14 protein-coding genes and 4 pseudogenes are annotated in these 15,111 nt (G+C 69.2%); 9 read left to right on the top strand and 9 right to left on the bottom strand.

What is annotated here, in order from left to right; translation table 11 throughout:
- Positions 1-186: 186 nt before the first annotated feature.
- Positions 187-1,038, bottom strand: coding sequence for a LysR substrate-binding domain-containing protein (locus tag GT045_RS26565; RefSeq protein WP_345942767.1), 852 nt, complete (start codon positions 1,036-1,038; stop codon positions 187-189).
- Positions 1,039-1,119: 81 nt separating this feature from the next.
- On the opposite strand from GT045_RS26565, the gene GT045_RS26560 reads away from it, so the two are divergent.
- From GT045_RS26560 to GT045_RS26550, 3 genes are all read left to right on the top strand, one after another.
- Positions 1,120-1,614 (top strand): cupin domain-containing protein, encoded by a 495-nt coding sequence (locus tag GT045_RS26560; protein ID WP_202529051.1) that lies wholly within the window; start codon positions 1,120-1,122, stop codon positions 1,612-1,614.
- A 282-nt stretch (positions 1,615-1,896) separates the two neighbouring features.
- The gene (locus tag GT045_RS26555; protein ID WP_161335699.1) at positions 1,897-2,256 is read left to right on the top strand and encodes a DoxX family protein; all 360 of its coding nucleotides are present in this window, start codon (positions 1,897-1,899) and stop codon (positions 2,254-2,256) included.
- Positions 2,257-2,778: 522 nt separating this feature from the next.
- Positions 2,779-3,030 carry a hypothetical protein gene (locus GT045_RS26550; RefSeq protein ID WP_202516330.1) on the top strand — a complete coding sequence of 84 codons (252 nt, stop codon included), beginning with the start codon at positions 2,779-2,781 and terminating at the stop codon, positions 3,028-3,030.
- A gap of 50 nt (positions 3,031-3,080) precedes the next feature.
- Here GT045_RS26550 and GT045_RS26545 read toward each other — a convergent pair whose 3' ends face one another.
- Both GT045_RS26545 and GT045_RS26540 read right to left on the bottom strand, forming a co-directional pair.
- A complete protein-coding gene (locus GT045_RS26545) occupies positions 3,081-3,677 on the bottom strand; it encodes an NAD(P)-binding domain-containing protein (protein ID WP_161335698.1) in 597 nt (198 codons plus the stop codon).
- A gap of 41 nt (positions 3,678-3,718) precedes the next feature.
- On the bottom strand, positions 3,719-4,537 hold the full coding sequence (locus tag GT045_RS26540; protein WP_161335697.1) for an inositol monophosphatase family protein: 819 nt from the start codon (positions 4,535-4,537) through the stop codon (positions 3,719-3,721).
- 138 nt (positions 4,538-4,675) lie between these two features.
- Between GT045_RS26540 and GT045_RS26535 the strand changes: the two genes are divergently transcribed.
- From GT045_RS26535 to GT045_RS26525, 3 genes and pseudogenes are all read left to right on the top strand, one after another.
- Positions 4,676-5,581 (top strand): LysR family transcriptional regulator, encoded by a 906-nt coding sequence (locus tag GT045_RS26535; protein WP_161296559.1) that lies wholly within the window; start codon positions 4,676-4,678, stop codon positions 5,579-5,581.
- Positions 5,582-6,013: 432 nt separating this feature from the next.
- Positions 6,014-6,217: a hypothetical protein gene (locus GT045_RS26530; protein WP_116153950.1), complete on the top strand. Its 204-nt coding sequence runs from the start codon at positions 6,014-6,016 to the stop codon at positions 6,215-6,217.
- A 64-nt stretch (positions 6,218-6,281) separates the two neighbouring features.
- Positions 6,282-7,089 (top strand): annotated as a pseudogene (locus GT045_RS26525) (IS5 family transposase).
- A 412-nt stretch (positions 7,090-7,501) separates the two neighbouring features.
- Here GT045_RS26525 and GT045_RS26520 read toward each other — a convergent pair.
- The gene (locus GT045_RS26520) at positions 7,502-8,134 is read right to left on the bottom strand and encodes an ATP-binding protein (protein ID WP_161335696.1); all 633 of its coding nucleotides are present in this window, start codon (positions 8,132-8,134) and stop codon (positions 7,502-7,504) included.
- A gap of 131 nt (positions 8,135-8,265) precedes the next feature.
- Between GT045_RS26520 and GT045_RS40020 the strand changes: the two are divergent.
- Positions 8,266-8,460 (top strand): annotated as a pseudogene (locus tag GT045_RS40020) (hypothetical protein); the annotation flags it as partial.
- A gap of 69 nt (positions 8,461-8,529) precedes the next feature.
- On the opposite strand, the pseudogene GT045_RS26515 reads toward GT045_RS40020, so the two are convergent.
- A pseudogene (locus tag GT045_RS26515) lies at positions 8,530-9,152 on the bottom strand (ATP-binding cassette domain-containing protein); the annotation flags it as partial.
- A gap of 470 nt (positions 9,153-9,622) precedes the next feature.
- Positions 9,623-10,453: a hypothetical protein gene (locus GT045_RS26510; RefSeq protein WP_161335695.1), complete on the bottom strand. Its 831-nt coding sequence runs from the start codon at positions 10,451-10,453 to the stop codon at positions 9,623-9,625.
- A gap of 475 nt (positions 10,454-10,928) precedes the next feature.
- Between GT045_RS26510 and GT045_RS26505 the strand changes: the two genes are divergently transcribed.
- Positions 10,929-11,846: an aminoglycoside phosphotransferase family protein gene (locus GT045_RS26505; protein ID WP_161335694.1), complete on the top strand. Its 918-nt coding sequence runs from the start codon at positions 10,929-10,931 to the stop codon at positions 11,844-11,846.
- 241 nt (positions 11,847-12,087) lie between these two features.
- Here GT045_RS26505 and GT045_RS40760 read toward each other — a convergent pair.
- Together GT045_RS40760 and GT045_RS26495 are read right to left on the bottom strand one after the other, a co-directional pair.
- A pseudogene (locus GT045_RS40760) lies at positions 12,088-12,468 on the bottom strand (Fic family protein); the annotation flags it as partial.
- An 85-nt stretch (positions 12,469-12,553) separates the two neighbouring features.
- A complete protein-coding gene (locus GT045_RS26495; RefSeq protein ID WP_345942766.1) occupies positions 12,554-13,135 on the bottom strand; it encodes a hypothetical protein in 582 nt (193 codons plus the stop codon).
- Positions 13,136-13,917: 782 nt separating this feature from the next.
- On the opposite strand from GT045_RS26495, the gene GT045_RS26490 reads away from it, so the two are divergent.
- Positions 13,918-14,454 carry a GNAT family N-acetyltransferase gene (locus GT045_RS26490; protein WP_161335693.1) on the top strand — a complete coding sequence of 179 codons (537 nt, stop codon included), beginning with the start codon at positions 13,918-13,920 and terminating at the stop codon, positions 14,452-14,454.
- A 163-nt stretch (positions 14,455-14,617) separates the two neighbouring features.
- Here the strand turns inward: GT045_RS26490 and GT045_RS26485 are convergent, their stop codons facing one another.
- Entirely contained in the window at positions 14,618-15,022 is a 405-nt protein-coding gene (locus GT045_RS26485) for a thioesterase family protein (protein ID WP_161335692.1), read from the bottom strand.
- Positions 15,023-15,111 lie beyond the last annotated feature (89 nt).

Genomic DNA, 15,111 nt, shown 5'->3' with positions numbered 1-15,111 from the left:
CGCGGCGTCGGTCTAGGACCACGCGGAGCCGGTGCCGGACCGCGGCGTCGGTGCAGGACAGGGACGCTCGGCTCACGGCTTGAGCCGACCGCAACCGCTCCGTCCACCTCGTATGCCGCCGAGCCGGTCCCGGCATCTCCCGGCGAACATGCGCCGCACACGCTGCCGCAGCGCCGCTGCCGATGCTCAGTGCCGGTACGCGGCCGTCGCGATCTCCATGAACGATCGGATCAACGGGTTGGTGTCGCCTTCGTTGCACGCCACCACCACTCGGCTCGGCGCCATGTCGCTCAGCGGCACCACGGTGAACTCCGCGGGAAGGTCGTGCCCGAGCGGGGCCAGGCCGACCGTGCCGTTCCACAGCACAGCCTGCAGGCATTCCTGGACCGCGCGCACCACCGGTCCCTCGCGCGGCTCGCCGCCGTTCCAGTACGACTGCCAGACAGGGTCGGTGCCCTGCGGAAACTGGAACCAGCGGCGGTCGCGCAACTCATCGTGCCGCAGCTCATCGCGGCGGGCCAGCGGATCGTCGGCGCGCAGGACGACGCCGACCGGATCGCTCCGCAGCGCACGGACTGTCAGGGCGGTCTCGTCGAACGGCCCCCGGGTGAGGGCGACATCGACCAGTCCGGCCCGCAGTCCGCACGTCGGGTCGGTCAGGTCGGTGTCGCGGATGCGGATGTGGACTCCGGGGTGGTCCCGGCGGTAGGCGGCGGCCAGCCGGACCACTCCCGGGTCGGTGCCGTCGCCCAGGATGCCGACGGTGATGGTCCCGACGCCGGCTGCTGCGCTCACGCGCACCCGGACGCGATCGGCGTGGTCGAGCAGCGCTCGCGCCTCGTCGAGCAGCACCGCGCCCACCGGAGTGAGTGTGACGCCGGTGGCCGAGCGGGCGAAGAGCAGCGCCCCGACCTCGGCCTCCAACCTCTTGATCGCCCGGCTCAGCGGCGGCTGACTCATGTGCAGTCGGGTGGCGGCCCGGCCGAAGTGGAGTTCCTCGGCGACCGCCACGAAGTAGCGCAAGGTCCGTAGCTCCACGCTGCAACGATACCCATGAGGTATCAGCACCTCTGAACAGGTCTTGGACACCGGCGGGGTCCCGGCGGTGCACTCGTGGACATGACCGGAGAAACCAAGACCAGTGAGCCGCAGGCCGACCCGAGCGTGTCCGTGGTGCGCCCCGGCGAGGGTGAGACGATCGTTCTGGGCACCACGCGCATGCGCGTCCTGGAGGACGGCGGCAACACCCAACACCGCCTGGCGATCACCGAGTCCGTCCTCGCCCCCCACACGCAGGGTCCGCCGCAGCACCGCCACGGCCGACACGACGAGGGCTTCTACGTCCTCTCCGGCACAGTCCGGTTCACCGTCGGGGACGAGGACCACGACGCCACCGCGGGGACGCTCGTCATGGTTCCGCCCGGCACTCCGCACACCTTCGCCAACCTGACCGACCAACCCGCCGTCATGCTCAGCACATTCACCCCTCACCTGTACGTGCAGTACTTCCGAGACCTTCAGGAGGTGCTCGCCGGCGGCCGGCCGCTGACGCCGCAGGACAACCTCGACGCGATGAGCCGCTACGCCACACAGCCCGCCGCCGACCTCGCCTGAGGCCGGCCCGACGGGACGGGACGGCCGGGCCGCCCTCCTCCGGCCTGCGGGGCCATGGCACTCCGCATGTGCTGATGACCACGCCACCTTTCACATCCGAACTCCCAGGCGGCGGACGGGCCTGCCCCGGTCGCTTCGCTGACACTCCACGCGACCGACAGGCCGCGAACCGGGCACACAGGCACCCGTGAACCGGGGTCACAGGCACCCGCGAACCGGGCACACAGGCACCCGCGAACCGGGGTCACATGAACGGGAACCGGGGACACATGAACGGGAATCATGAACATCGCCTATTGGATCGTGGCGGGACTGCTCGCGCTCTTCTACTTCTACTCAGGCACGCTGAAGTTGATCCGCAGCCGCGATCAACTCCGACCGATGATGGCCTGGGTCGACCGTGTGCCCTTGCCTGCCCTCAGGGCGCTGGGCACGGTCGAAACACTCGGCGCGGCCGGACTGCTCCTGCCGCCGCTGACGGGCATCGCTCCCTGGCTGGCATCGGCCGCAGCCGTCGGGTTCGTGCTCCTGCAGGCCGGTGCGACAGCCGTGCATCTGACCGGCGGCGACCGCCGAATCGCACTCAACGGCGGGCTCCTCGTCACAGCGGCCGCGATCGTCTGGTTGGCCACCGGCCTGTGATCGCGGCACCGCCCCCGACCGGCGCAGGCGACCGTCCTCACCGACGACGTCGCGATGTGCCGTACGACGACCTGCTGGCCGCCCGCAAGGCGTCGAGCCTGGTGGTCGGACTCACCGAGCCTGGCCGGGGGCGACGGCAGTCAGGGCGAGCGCGGCGGTCGGGACAGCGGTGATGACCACGTCGGTCCGGACGAACGGCTTCAGCTCCCCCGGCCCGGTCGGGAACATCGTCAGGGCAGCGGGCCTGGTTCGACGCCGTGGTGACGCAGCGCCGCGTAGGTGGCGGAGATCTCGGCGTAAGCGCGTGAGCGGTGGTTCCCGACCCACTCGGCGGGCGCGGCGGACGCCGTTCCTCCACCTCGGCCGTGTTGGCGGTTTCAAGACCTCTGAAGCCATATCCGAGTCAACGACGTCCTCGAGACATTCATGGAGTTCCCCACGACGGCCGTGGCCGCCGGTTCCGGGCGTCGCGTACCGATCCCCTGGACGGCCGCCCTTCGAAGGCACCGGATACTTGCCGTCATGGCTCTTGCTCCAGATGATGAGATCCACAGCCACGACGAGTTGGCTACGTTCGTCCGCCAACTGCAGCAGGACTTCCTGCAGCAAGGTGATACGTGGGAGAACAACACACTCGCCGACTTCCTGACAGCCCTCGCCGCGTGGGTGGACGACTCTCCAGGCTGGTATCGGAACTTCGGCAAAGAGCTACCGGCACAAGGTAACTGGACCTTCCTCGCCCGCGCGCTCCAAGCGGCCAAGGTCTACGAGTAGTCCGTAGGCAGAGCGGACCCTCGTACGGGGCCGCCGTAGACGCGGAAGTCTCAGCGGGCGACGGAGATCGCGAAGGGTGTGAATCCGCTGGACCGGATGATGTGCGGTACGAACAGGATCGTGGCCTCCGTGGCGCGCGCGGTCCGGATTCCACCGAGATCGGTGATCCACTCCTCACGCCATCCGAGGTCGGTGAGCAGTTCGCGCACGCTCTGCTTGGCCTGTGGGTCGTCCCCGGAGAGGAACGCCTCGGGCGCCTGGGCGAGGGAGGCCGGCGCGGTCATCACTGGGAAGAGCATGGTGTTGAGGGTCTTGACGACATATGTGTCGGGAAGCGCCTCCTGGAGTTGCTCGGCGAGGCTGGAGCCGGGGTAGAGCAGGTCGGCGGGGAGTCCGTCAGGTCCGTCGACGGTGGCGTTGGACAGATCGACGAGGATCTTGCCTCGTAGTTCCTCGCGCAAGGCGGCGAGCCGGTCCAGTGAGCCTGCACCCGGGGTGGCGTTGACGACGATCCCGGCTGCCCGGGCAGCGTCGGCGGCGGCGCCTGGCGTGCGGTCCGCCACGGTCACCTCATGCCCTGCCCGGGCCAGGGCCGCGGCCAGGTTGCCGCCGACGCGGCCGTTTCCGAGAACAGCGATCGAGGTCATGGTGAGCTGGTCCTTTCGTGCGTACGGATGCTGGCGCGCGGTCAGCGCGTGAGTGTGGCGACGGCTTCGGCGTGGACGCCGGGTGCGGCGGCCAGGAAGCTCGCGCTCTGCGGGGTCCAGCGGCGCCCCTCGGCGTCGGAGATCCGTCCGCCGGCCTCGGTGACGAGGAGCGCCCCGGGGAGCAGGTCCGCACGGGCGCCGGCGAACTGCCAGAAGGCGTCGATCCGGCCGGCGGCCACGTTCAGCAGGTGCAGGGTCGCAGGCACGGCGGTGCGGACGACGAGCGCGTCCGAGAGCATGGCGGTGATCGAGGAGCCGACGCGCCGTACGACCTTCTCGTCCTCGTCCGGCCGGGCCTGGCTGGTGGCGACGATGCCCAAGCCCAGGTCCGCGGTCGCGGCGACGTGCAGCGGCCGGCCGTCGAGGTGGGCGCCGGCGCCGGCCAGCGCGGTGTAGGTCTCGCCGGTCAAGGGCAGGTGCACCGCGGTGAGCACCGGCTGGTTGTCGCGAACGAGGGTGGCGGTCACCGCCCATTCCGGCAGGGCGTGCAGGTGGTTGACGTTGCCTTCGACCGGATCGACGACCCACCATTCGCCGGACGGCAGCGCCCCGCCGTCGAGCTCGTCCTCCACCCAGCCGGCGTCCGGACGCAGGTCCGTGAGGCGGGGACGCAGCACGGCGAGGGCGGCGTCGTCGTTGGCGGCGAGCGCGCTCATCAGCTCCTCGCGGCTCTGGTAGCGGACGACCTCGCCGAAGCGTTCGCGCAGCGCTGCACCTGCCGTGCGCACGGCGCTCGCGGCCTGGGCGAGGAGGTCTGCGTCGAAGGCGGCGACGTCCGTGGTCTGAAGTGCTTCGGACATGGGGGTACTCCTGACTGGGGGAGGGAGGGGTGAGGTCGGTCGGGCCGAGTCCGGGTTCCGTCTTGCGCTCTGGTATCGACGGTATAGAGACCCCTGATTAACTACAACTGCATGTCAGGCACGGCTAGGATTACTCGGATGCAATTGGATCTGAACCTGCTCGCCGCGCTCGACGCGCTGCTGGAGGAAGGCAGCGTGGCCGGGGCGGCCGCGCGTCTGCATGTCACCGCCCCCGCGATGAGCCGGAGCCTGGGCCGGATCCGGCGCACCACCGGGGACCAGATCCTGGTGCGCTCCGGCCGCACGATGACTCCGACGCCGTACGCGATCGCCGTCCGGGAGCAGGTGCACGAGCTGCTGCACCAGGTTCAGTCGGTGCTCGCGCCGAGTCGTGAACTCGATCTGGCAACACTGGACCGGACCTTCACGCTCCGCTGGCACGATTCCCTGGTCGCTCTGAGCGGCCCCGCCCTGCTCGCGGCCGTGCGGGAACAGGCGCCGGGCGTGCGCTTGCGCTTCGTCGCGGAATCGAGTGTCGACACCCCCGAGTTGCGGCGTGGCGAGGTCGACCTGGAGGCGAACGCCAACCGCCCCAGCGCACCGGACATCCGGGCCGAGAACGTGGGAGAGTCCCGTCTCGTCGTCGTGGTGAGGCGCGGGCACCCCCTCACCCGCGTCAAGGCCGTCACCGCACAGCGCTATGCCGACGCCGAGCACATCACCGTCTCGCGTCGTGGGAATCTCGGCAATGCCCTCGACGACGCTCTCGCGCGGCTCGGCCTGACGCGGCGAGTGGTGGCGACGGCACCCACGGAAGCGGCCGCGCTGGAGTTCGCACGAGGCTCCGATCTCCTGGTCAGCGTCCCCGAAGTCACCACCAGGTCCGCCGTCGCCGACCACGGCCTGGCCGTACTCCCGCTGCCTTTCGAACTGCCGTCAGCACAGGTGTACCTGTCGTGGCATCAGCGCTACGAAACCGATCAAGCCCACGTCTGGCTGCGGGGGCTGGCGCGTACCGCGCTGGCCATGTGCAAGGTGCCGTAGCCGGTGCGGCAGCCCAGCCGCAGCCGTAGCGGTACGCCCACCTCATGCCACGATGCCCAGGCACCCGAGAAGGCGACTCCCACCCGTCCTGTTGTGGTGGGCCAGCGGCCTGGACTGCCATCTGGTCCTCGACGGCCACGCACGGCTCGCCGCGGCGATCGCCGAATCCCTCGAGCCTCCGCTGCTCCAACTGCACCGCACGGTGCCGCGCGACCGTCAGATGGCCGCACACCACGACGAAGGCGCGCTTCTCCCGGGCACGAGCCCCCAGACGTACCCGGGCGCTGACCGTCTTAGAGCTCGTTACAGAATGAGCCGTTCGCGACCAGCCGGTCTTCCGGCCCCGTCCCTCTTTCCCAGGTCCAGCAACCTACCCATCGCCGACCGTTAGCCGCTTGGATAGGCTCCGCGGGGAACCCTTCAGGAGGTGTTATGGCGAAGGTCACCATCAGCCTGGACAGCGATCTGGCCATCGAGGTCATGCTGCTGGCCGGTACCAGGAGCCCGCAGGACGCCGTCGAGTTGATCGTCCGCGACTACCTGGCACGGAGTCACCGCACCGAGGCTCGCGCCGGCAACGCCGCCGACCAGGATCGCTTCGCCGACCGGCGGTCAGCGCCGGAAGAGGGCCGATGAGCACTTCAGGTGAGATCGGCGTGTCGGCTGGTGGGCGAAGGTCCTTCTGGGCAGGGTCCGGCTGGTGTCTATCGATCTTGTCTCCGACGACCTGTGGGAGCGAATAGCTCCACTCCTGCCAGAGCGGCCGCCCCGACGCCACCGTCATCCCGGACGGCTGCCTGTGCCGGACCGGGTTGCGCTGGCGGGCATCATGTACGTGCTACGCAAGGGAGTGGCCTGGTGCGACGTCCCAGTCCAGGTCGTCGGATGCTCGGGGGTAACCTCCTTGCGTCGGCTGCGGGACTGGACCGAGGCTGGCGTCTGGCCTCGCCTTCATGAGGCACTCCTAGCCGAGCTGCGGGCAACCGGCCTGCTGGACATGGACGATACGGCCATCTATGGCTCCCACATCAGGGCCCTCAAAGGGGGGCTCACGTCGGCCCTTCACCCGTCGACCGCGGTCGCCCCGGCTCCAAGCACGATGTGATCGTCGACCTCCACGGCACACCCCTGGCCGTCTCCCTGACCGGCGGGAACCGGCACGACATCACACAGTTGATCCCCCTGCGGGACGCGATACCCCGCATCCGAGGGGTGCGCGGACGTCCCCGCAACCGACCCAAACGGCTCTTCGCCGACCGGGGCTACGACTACGACAAGTACCGCTACCTGCTGCGGAAACGCGGCATCAGACCCCTGATCGCCCGACGCGGCGTTGCCCACGGCTCCGGCCTTGGTCGCACCCGCTGGGTCGTCGAGCGGACCTTTGCCTGGCTCCATCAGTTCAAACGACTCCGTGTCCGCTACGAGCAACGAGCCGACCTCCACCAGGGACTACTCGAACTCGCTGCAGCGTCATCTGCCTTCGACGGCTCCGCAAGTCATTCTGAAATGATCACTTAGCAGGAGTTCCACCGCCGAGTTGCTCCGCACCACTTGGGCCTGCTGGCTGTCCGGGCGAGGTGGTCCGACGCAATCCTTACCCGCACGTGGGGGAGGACATCGTTTCGCGGGCTGAAAGGGCGGTGAGCGTGTGACGCATCTTCCTACTCAGCCGAACGAGCTGGAGGCTGGTCCAGCCGCCCTTGCAGGCGTACAGGCGGGAAGACTTGACCCCTTCCTGGTGACGCAAGACCTCCGCCGTCCCACCGCCCGCAGGCCAGGTACAGGACGGGACTGTTCGCTGTGACGGAGGGACGGCACCGACAGCCTGGACCAGCGCAGGTCAGAAGTCGGTGATCGGGCCCGCGGGAGGCCGGTCCGGTGCGTCCAGGCTTATGACCCGGGCTGGGCGCCGGTCAGTCAGTCGAACCGGATGTGCTTGATCCCTGTCCAGGTCCGCCGCAACCGTCCTCGCAGTTCTCCCTCTGTATCGGGGGCCAGTGTCAAGCCCGCGGCAACGGCGATGTGTTCGGCTACTTCTGACACGCCGAGGTCGTCGGTCCATATCTGCTCCGCGAACTCCTCCGCTTGCAGGCGCTCCAGGCGGAGGTCGAGTCTGGACACAGCGAAGCTCTCGCGTCGCAAGGGGGCGTCCTGGCCGGCGACCAACCGGACGACGTTCCCGAAGCCGCGCTCGCGCAGCCTTCGCATGACCGTCTCACGCTCAGCCAGCAGAGCGAAGTGCCGGACGTCGTGGCCACATGCACGCAGCCGACCGACGATCTCCCGGAAGTACAACGGCTCCACAACCGTCATCGGCGCGATCACGGTCCCGTCGTGCTTGCCCAGGACGTGATCCAGTACTTCGAACACCCCTTGCCGCCAGGTAACGAGGTCTTGGAAGTCTCCGCGCAAGGCTGGGGGCATCATTCGGTGCAGACCGAAACCGACGTGTTCGGGATCGCATACGACGCTGTTTGCTAGCCGACGTCGGAGCTCGTACGCGGTCTGCGTCTTGCCACCACCGAACGGACCATTGATCCACAAGAGCATGCGCCGACCCTACGGGAACCTGCCCGCCCGTGAACCCGGCTTACGCCTGGCAGCGGCCCCCCAGCACGGCCCTCGGTCCCCGCCGTGTCCCCGACCGCCAAGCCCCTCCGAATCCGCTCCGCCACCCTTTCGACAAGGGTCTCGTCCGTGAGAGCAGCCAGGACACCGCGTACGCGGGATCGCGGCTCCTCGCCGTCGCCGTCGCCGTCGCCGTCGTCGCCGCCGCCGACGGCTGCGGAAGCCGAGAAGTCCCGGGCGACGCAGCCGCCGTCGAGACGCTCAAGCACCTCGAAACCGAGAGCATCCCAGCCGGCGACCTCCTCAGCCCTCGAAGACGTCGTCGTCCCCCCGTGGCCCGGTGGTGGGCTCGGGGGGACGAGAGGGAGCGCGCCGGGTCAGGCGAGACCGACCAGGTCTCGGTACTCCTCACTCCAGAGGTCCTCGTCCGCGTCCGGCAGGAGCAGGACGCGGCCGGGCGCAGGGCGTCGATCGCGCCCTCGTCATGGGTGACCATCACGATCGCGCCGGGGTAGGAGCCGACAGCCGCCAGGACCTCGCCGCGGGAGGCGGGGTCGGGGTTCTTGGTCGGCTCGTCCAGTAGCAGCACGTTCGCACCGGAGCGGACCAACCCGGCCAGCACCAGGCGGGTCCTCTCCCCGCCGGACAGGACCCCGGCGCTCTTCTCCGGGTCGTCCCCGCCGAACAGGAACGCGCCCAGAACCCGCCGCGCCTCGCCGTCCGTCAGGTGCGGGGCGGCATCCGACAGGTGCTGGCGGACCGTACGGCCGGGATCGAGGGTGTCGTGCTCCTGGGCGAAGTAGCCCAGCCGCAGCCCGTGCCCGTGCCCGTGCCCGTGCCCGTGCACCAGCCGGCCGGCATCGGGCTGTTCGGCGCCGGCGAGGATGCGCAGCAGGGTGGTCTTGCCCGCGCCGTTGCGGCCGAGGACGACCAGGCGGCTGCCTCGGTCCACAGCCAGGTCCACACCGTCGAGCACACGGTGGCCGCCGTACGACTTGGAGGTCGGGCAGGCCGAGCCCGGCCGCCACTCGGGCGGCCTCTGCCTCGGCCGCGGTACCCTCCACCGCACCCGCCGCCGCCCCTGAGACGGGCGGCGGCGACCGGGCACCCGGCATGTGTGCCCACCACCGATCGGGGCGGCCGGGACCGACAGCCGGCTCGGCTGGACGCCGGCCATGCGGTCCCCGGCCGCCGACCGCCTCCCGGCGGTCCAGCCCACAGCCCCAGGCCTCGTGGAAGCCCCGGACCAGGAGTGGTACTCGGTGCCGCAAAGACGACGGAGAACCACCGAGGGCCGTCGGCCGCCGTTGCGTCTGAGGTCGCCCCAGGTGCACCGTGCTCATGCGACGGCCTCCGGTGCCGGCGGCTCGGTGCGCTCTTGGCGGACGAGGGACTCGGCGAAGCACGCACAACCGGCGCCGACAAGCCCGTCAGCCGCGGTCGGGCCGGCCTCGGCCCCTTGCGCCGGGGCTATCGCACGTCGACGTACTTGCCGGTGGAGCTGCTCGCACCCGCGATGGAGTTGCCGCCGTAGAACCAGCGCCAGGTGCCGTCCTTGGAGGCGGTTGCCGTGGTCTTCAAGTGGCCGGTGCTGGTGGCGGTCACGGTCTTGACGGTGGTGTAGGTGCTGGACCCGACAGGCTTGAACTGCAGCCTGACCGACGTGCCGCCGTAGCTGTCGTAGCGGTGGCTGGTCCAGTTCGCACGCTGGACGGTGCCGGAGACGGTGATCGCCTTGCCCTTGGTGACGACTGTCGGGGAGGCGCTCGCGCTCTGGATGCGGGAGGCGCGCTGGAGGCGGAACGTCGCGGACAGCAGGTCGGTGTCGTAGCCGCTGCCCTTTTTGATGGCGGTCCCGGCCGTCTTCCACGTCGTCGCGTCGGCGTTGACCAGTTCGCGGGAAGCGATGGTCAGCGACTCGGAGCAGTCGCGGAATGTGTAACCGCCCGCGTGGGACGTGCGGACGCTCCACCGGGTCGCGATGGCCGGCAGGTCTCGCTCGCCGAACTTCCCGTAGGCGCCCCGGTAGCCCTTGATCCACCAGCTGTCGAGTGCCACCTTGCTCTTCACGGTGTACGTCAGCGGTACCTCGACCTCGCCACTGGTCCCGACGACGATCGGCTTGCCCTTGTTCAGCGAGACCGCCGAGAACGAGATGTCGCTCTCGGCGGCGTGCGCGGCCGGCGAGAGCAGTCCCGCGCCCGCCAGCACCAGGCCGGTGGCCGTGACTGTGGTGACGGCGCGCCGCACCACCGGGCGTCTGTGCGGTCTCGCCGCAGCGGCCGGCTTCGATGTGCTCATTTCCCACCCTGTTCAGGAGTACGTACGACTGATCAAATGATCAAAGTCATCGCAGAACTCTAGATCATCTCTCTGAGGTCGGCCGTTACGGTTTCATCCCCCGGCTCGTGGCGGTGCGCCCCGGCCCCGTGCCTGTTCGTGCGCCCAGGCCCGGTGCCTGTTCGTGCGCCCAGGCCCGGTGCCTGTTCGTGCGCCCAGGCCCGGTGTCCGGCCGTGCCTTCCCGGCCCCGCGCCCTGTCGTGCGTCCCCGGCGCCCCGCGCCCTGCCGTGCTGTCCGGTGCGAGGCCGGACAGAGCCCGTAGGCGACTTCGATCCGGCCGACGACATCGACTTGGCGAGGCCCCGACCATTCCCCCGACTTCCTCTCCTCCGTCGAGGTGCCGACCTCGGCGGCCGGTGCAGGCAGCCGGCCGATCGCGGCTCACGAGCAAGGCATGAGTGAGGCCGGCATTCCGCCCCAGTAATGTGCCTTCGCATGACCGACGCCGAGATCGAGATCACCGCGGACCTGGTCCAGGACCTGCTGCAGGAGCAGCATCCGGACCTCGCGGGGCTGTCCATCCGTGAAGTAGTGGGTGGGTGGGGCAACCAGATGTGGCGCCTTGGAGACGACCTGGCTGTGCGCATGCCGCGTGCAGAAGGGGCTCCGGACCTCCTGCGCAAGGAGGTCCGGTGGCTGCCTGTCCTGGCTCCGCGTCTGCCGCTACCGGTCCCGAACCCCGTGCGGATCGGTGAACCGTCCGCGCGTTTCCCGAAGCCCTGGGCCATCATGACGTGGGTTCCCGGCGAGCCACTGGACCACTCCTCCATCGGCCGCGGCGACCACGCGGCCGACACCCTGGCGGGCTTCCTCAGAGCGCTTCACGTGCGGGCGCCCGCTGACGCGCCGATGAGTGCGGACCGAGGCGACCACCCCAAGAAGTGCACGGACGGATTCGACCACTTCTTCCACGCCGTCGTCCCCGACGACCTGGCCGACGATGTGAGGGCCGTCTGGGACGACGCCGTCGCGGCGCCCGAGTGGGAGGGCCCGCCGCTTTGGGTGCACGGCGACCTTCATCCCGCGAACGTCGTCGTCTCGGACGGGAAGCTCTCGGGTGTGATCGACTTCGACGCGGTGTTCGCCGGCGATCCGGCGTGGGACCTCGCGGCCGCATGGGTCGTCCTTCCCGACGGCGCCGCCTCACGCTTCTTCGACGCATACGCACATGCGGACGACGGGACGATCCGGCGCGCCCGCGGGCTGGCTGCTCTGAAGAGCCTCTTCCTCATGCTGATGGGTCAGAACGGCGACCGGGGTCTTCCTGGCGGCAAGCCGACGTGGGGCCCCGCGGGGCGGGCAGCGCTCGATCGTGTTCTCCGGAGCTGGAACTCATCCCCGGCGGGGCGGTGATCCTGCCTGCCGCGCCGCCGACCGACGAACCACTAACCTTCCGGCAGGACTGATCAGGCGGACCTGGAGGAAGGCTGCTGCCTCGATGAGGGAACCTGGTGGCCCGTTGGTGCGTCGCGCGGATGAGGACGCAGACCAGGGCGGCCAGGTCTGCTGCTCCGGCGCCGTCGTCCGCGTAGCGCGTGGTCTGCAAGGGGCCGACTTCGTCCAGTCGGACTCCTTCCCACTCCAGGACGTAGGCGAGGGTGAGCATGGCAAGGCGGGCGTTGCCGTCCGGGAAGGGGTGAAAGAAGGCCACGTCAAGGTAGGCCCTGGCCGCGCGGGAGGCCAAGGGGACTCGCGGATCGGCGCTGTCGCGCAGACATTGCTCAAAGTCGCGCTGGGTGTGTGGTGTCAGGGCGTAGCGTTCCCGGCCGCCCTTGGCGAAGGCGTCGCCTCGTCGGAACCGGACCTCAGACATGCCGAGGACCAGCTGCTGCCATCCGGTCAGAAGCGTGCTGGTGAGAGGGCGCCTTTGGGAAGCGTCTGTGCGCGACTGAGCCAGCGCCGCGAAGAGTCGGTGGCCTCGATCGGGGTCCGAGGGACGACTTCCTTCCCCGCACCAGGTGATGAGGCCGTCCACGACGGACTCGACCGGGGTCGGCACCTCACCGGCCACGGAAGTCCAGTCGATCTGGTTCCTGACCTGGACCCAGGCTGCCAGGGCATCAGCGCTCACGGTAGGGCTGCACTTCGGTCAGTTCTACGGCGAGATCCTCTCCCACTGTGTCGATCAGGGTCCGCGACGGCACGGTCCAGCTCTTGAACTGTCCACCGATCGCGGTGTCGACCGCGTTCTTCGCGTCTTCCGCCCCCATGCCCGTGGAGGAGAGGAACCACTTCAGCACCGTGTGGCAGAGGCCGTACCAGCCGCATTCGGCACCAGTGCGGTCCACGACCACGGTGACGAGTCGGGTGGCCGCCCGTTCCAGGTGCCAGCTGCGATCCTCGGCATTTGCTCCGGCGGGCGGAGCCAACTGCACGAACCGCGCCGCCAACTCCTCCAGCCAGTCGCGCCACTCCAACAGCGACGCGACCACTTTGGCGGCCGTTGCTGCGGGCCTGCCTACGGAGTGGGAGTCGCAGCACCAGTGGGTGACGACACCGCCACCACCGCCTTCGCCGACCGCCCAATGCCATCCGCAAGCCCACCGGCCGTACCGGGCGGCCAGGAGCGCCGTGACCTCGGTAGTGAAGCGATGTTTCTCTTCCCACCCGGCATCGTCAGGAGGCACCATCAAGGCGATCACCGTGGTGATCTCGCATGCCTCCGCTTCGTCCCAGGTGAAGGCGATGAGATCGGGATCGACGGCAGACCACGGCAGCCTGGCCGGAGCGAGCTCGTAGTTGATAGCCGTGATGTTCCTCCAGAACCAGGCTCGTTAGGACAACTCGGCGATCATGCCAGCAGCTCGTAGCCTCGGCACGCGAGTTTCTGACACGCCCGTATACCGTCAGGGCACACGTGCGACACTCCCTGGCCGTCTGCTCCGCAGATAAGGCACTCGACTGGGCACGTTCACTCTTACGTGGCCGAGCACTTCGAGGAGTACGCCGGCAGCCATGGTCGCACCCTGGCCAAAGAGACGGGCTGTGCGCAGGGGTGCGGCCCGGTCACCGCATGTTCACCGGGCGGCTGTTGTTCCTCAGCCCGGCAAAGCCCGGCAAAGTTAGCAAGTTGCGCGGGCATCAGTCACACCACCGAGCACAACACGACTGCCCCGTGTCGATGACGCCGGTGGCGTTGAGCACTTCGGCGACGACGGTACAGGCTCCTGGCCACCGCGACACTCGGCCGCCTTCAGCACCTGTGAAGTCACCTCGGCCGTCGACCGGACAGCCGCCTTCAGGCCATCGAGCGGGATCCGGACCGCGCCATCCCAGCCGGGCCCCCGGTGCCAGACCCGTACTGATCGTTTGGCAGCCAAGCCGGCCACCGCAGGCGAGGGCAACGCGCCGGATCGACGCGAGCCCTGGAAGGTCGGCGGAGAATCGCTTGGCCAGTGCTGGGCGAAGAGATCATCATGGGGCAATGTCCGAGAAGCGATCCTCCGTGGCACCGATCGTGGCGCGGCTTCCCCAGTACACCAAGGCGGACCAGGAAGAGATCCTCGGTAACAGCGATGATCCCTTCGGTGTGGCCTCGACCGGTCTGGCCTGGCTGCCGAAGGAGGAACACTTCGGCATCAGACACGAAGACCGGCTCGTGGCACACGCCGGCCTGCTGCGACTGCCTGTCGCGATCGGCGACACCGCGACGGAGGTGGTGGGCGTCGGCGGGGTGGCCGTCGCACCCCGCATGCAAGGCCGGGGCCTGGCTCGCCTCGTCGTCGCAGCCGCCCTGGAGCACGCCCGCACGATGGGTCCTGAGCACGCACTCCTGTTCTGCCGGCCTCCGCTTGTGCCGCTCTACAAGCGCCTCGGATGGCACCCGCTCGACGATGACGTGGTCGTCGAACAACCCGAAGGCCGCCTGGTGACCATGCCGCTGCGGACCATGGTGACGCCCCTGCGCGACGAGGCCCGCTGGCCCTCAGGATCCATACGGCTGTACTCGCTCCCGATGTGACGGAGCGCCACCCCCGGCGACCAGGTTTCACCCACCGGTGTCCAGTCCCGGTCACGGGCTGCCGCTGGCAGTGGGACACCGACCGGGCCGCCGACCGGATGCGCAGGGTCCTGGGCATCGACGAGGGCGAACAGACGGCCCTGCCGGAAAGACAGACGGGGTGTCAGGCTCGGGACTGGGCGAGGACCCTGACTGCGGGTTGGTCGCCGGAGGTCAGGTAACGGGAGTACCGGGCGCGCTCTTCCGGGGTGATCGCGGCGCGATTTCCGGTGGCGTCGAAACGGATGACGCGTGTGCGGACCGTGGCGTGGGTGCCGTTTTCGGAGGTGATCCGGGTGAGGAGAGTCAGACTGGCCCGGCCGACCTTTTCGGCTTGCAGGGACAGTTCGACTTCCGCGGTCGTCCAGGGCAGTGGCAAGGTGAAACTGGCCTGGATGTCCGCGACACCCCAGTAGCTTTCGATGCCGTGCTCCCGCTGCAGCATCCGTGCCAGCTCGACGGCGGTGTCCTCGGCATAGCGGATCATCGACAGGTTGTGCACATTGCCGTAGATGTCGGCGTCGCTCATCCTGATGTGCCGACGAGTCGTGAACGATTCCATGGTCTTCTGCTCCGACTGGGTTGTGCTGAGGGATCGCGATGAGTGCACGCGCCGTC

This window comes from Streptomyces sp. SID486 (assembly GCF_009865385.1).
Classification (GTDB): Bacteria; Actinomycetota; Actinomycetes; order Streptomycetales; family Streptomycetaceae; genus Streptomyces.
Note: the sequence above shows the minus strand (reverse complement) of the source record. Positions and strands in the feature narration are given on the sequence as shown.

Coding starts and splice junctions, on each gene's coding strand:
- GT045_RS26535 (WP_161296559.1), top strand. CDS start 4,676: ATGCAATTGGATCTGAACCTGCTCGCCGCGCTCGACGCGCTGCTGGAG.
- GT045_RS26545 (WP_161335698.1), bottom strand. CDS start 3,677: ATGACCTCGATCGCTGTTCTCGGAAACGGCCGCGTCGGCGGCAACCTG.
- GT045_RS26485 (WP_161335692.1), bottom strand. CDS start 15,022: ATGAGCGACGCCGACATCTACGGCAATGTGCACAACCTGTCGATGATC.
- GT045_RS26520 (WP_161335696.1), bottom strand. CDS start 8,134: ATGCTCTTGTGGATCAATGGTCCGTTCGGTGGTGGCAAGACGCAGACC.
- GT045_RS26505 (WP_161335694.1), top strand. CDS start 10,929: ATGACCGACGCCGAGATCGAGATCACCGCGGACCTGGTCCAGGACCTG.
- GT045_RS26530 (WP_116153950.1), top strand. CDS start 6,014: ATGGCGAAGGTCACCATCAGCCTGGACAGCGATCTGGCCATCGAGGTC.
- GT045_RS26540 (WP_161335697.1), bottom strand. CDS start 4,537: ATGTCCGAAGCACTTCAGACCACGGACGTCGCCGCCTTCGACGCAGAC.
- GT045_RS26555 (WP_161335699.1), top strand. CDS start 1,897: ATGAACATCGCCTATTGGATCGTGGCGGGACTGCTCGCGCTCTTCTAC.
- GT045_RS26560 (WP_202529051.1), top strand. CDS start 1,120: ATGACCGGAGAAACCAAGACCAGTGAGCCGCAGGCCGACCCGAGCGTG.
- GT045_RS26510 (WP_161335695.1), bottom strand. CDS start 10,453: ATGAGCACATCGAAGCCGGCCGCTGCGGCGAGACCGCACAGACGCCCG.
- GT045_RS26550 (WP_202516330.1), top strand. CDS start 2,779: ATGGCTCTTGCTCCAGATGATGAGATCCACAGCCACGACGAGTTGGCT.
- GT045_RS26490 (WP_161335693.1), top strand. CDS start 13,918: ATGTCCGAGAAGCGATCCTCCGTGGCACCGATCGTGGCGCGGCTTCCC.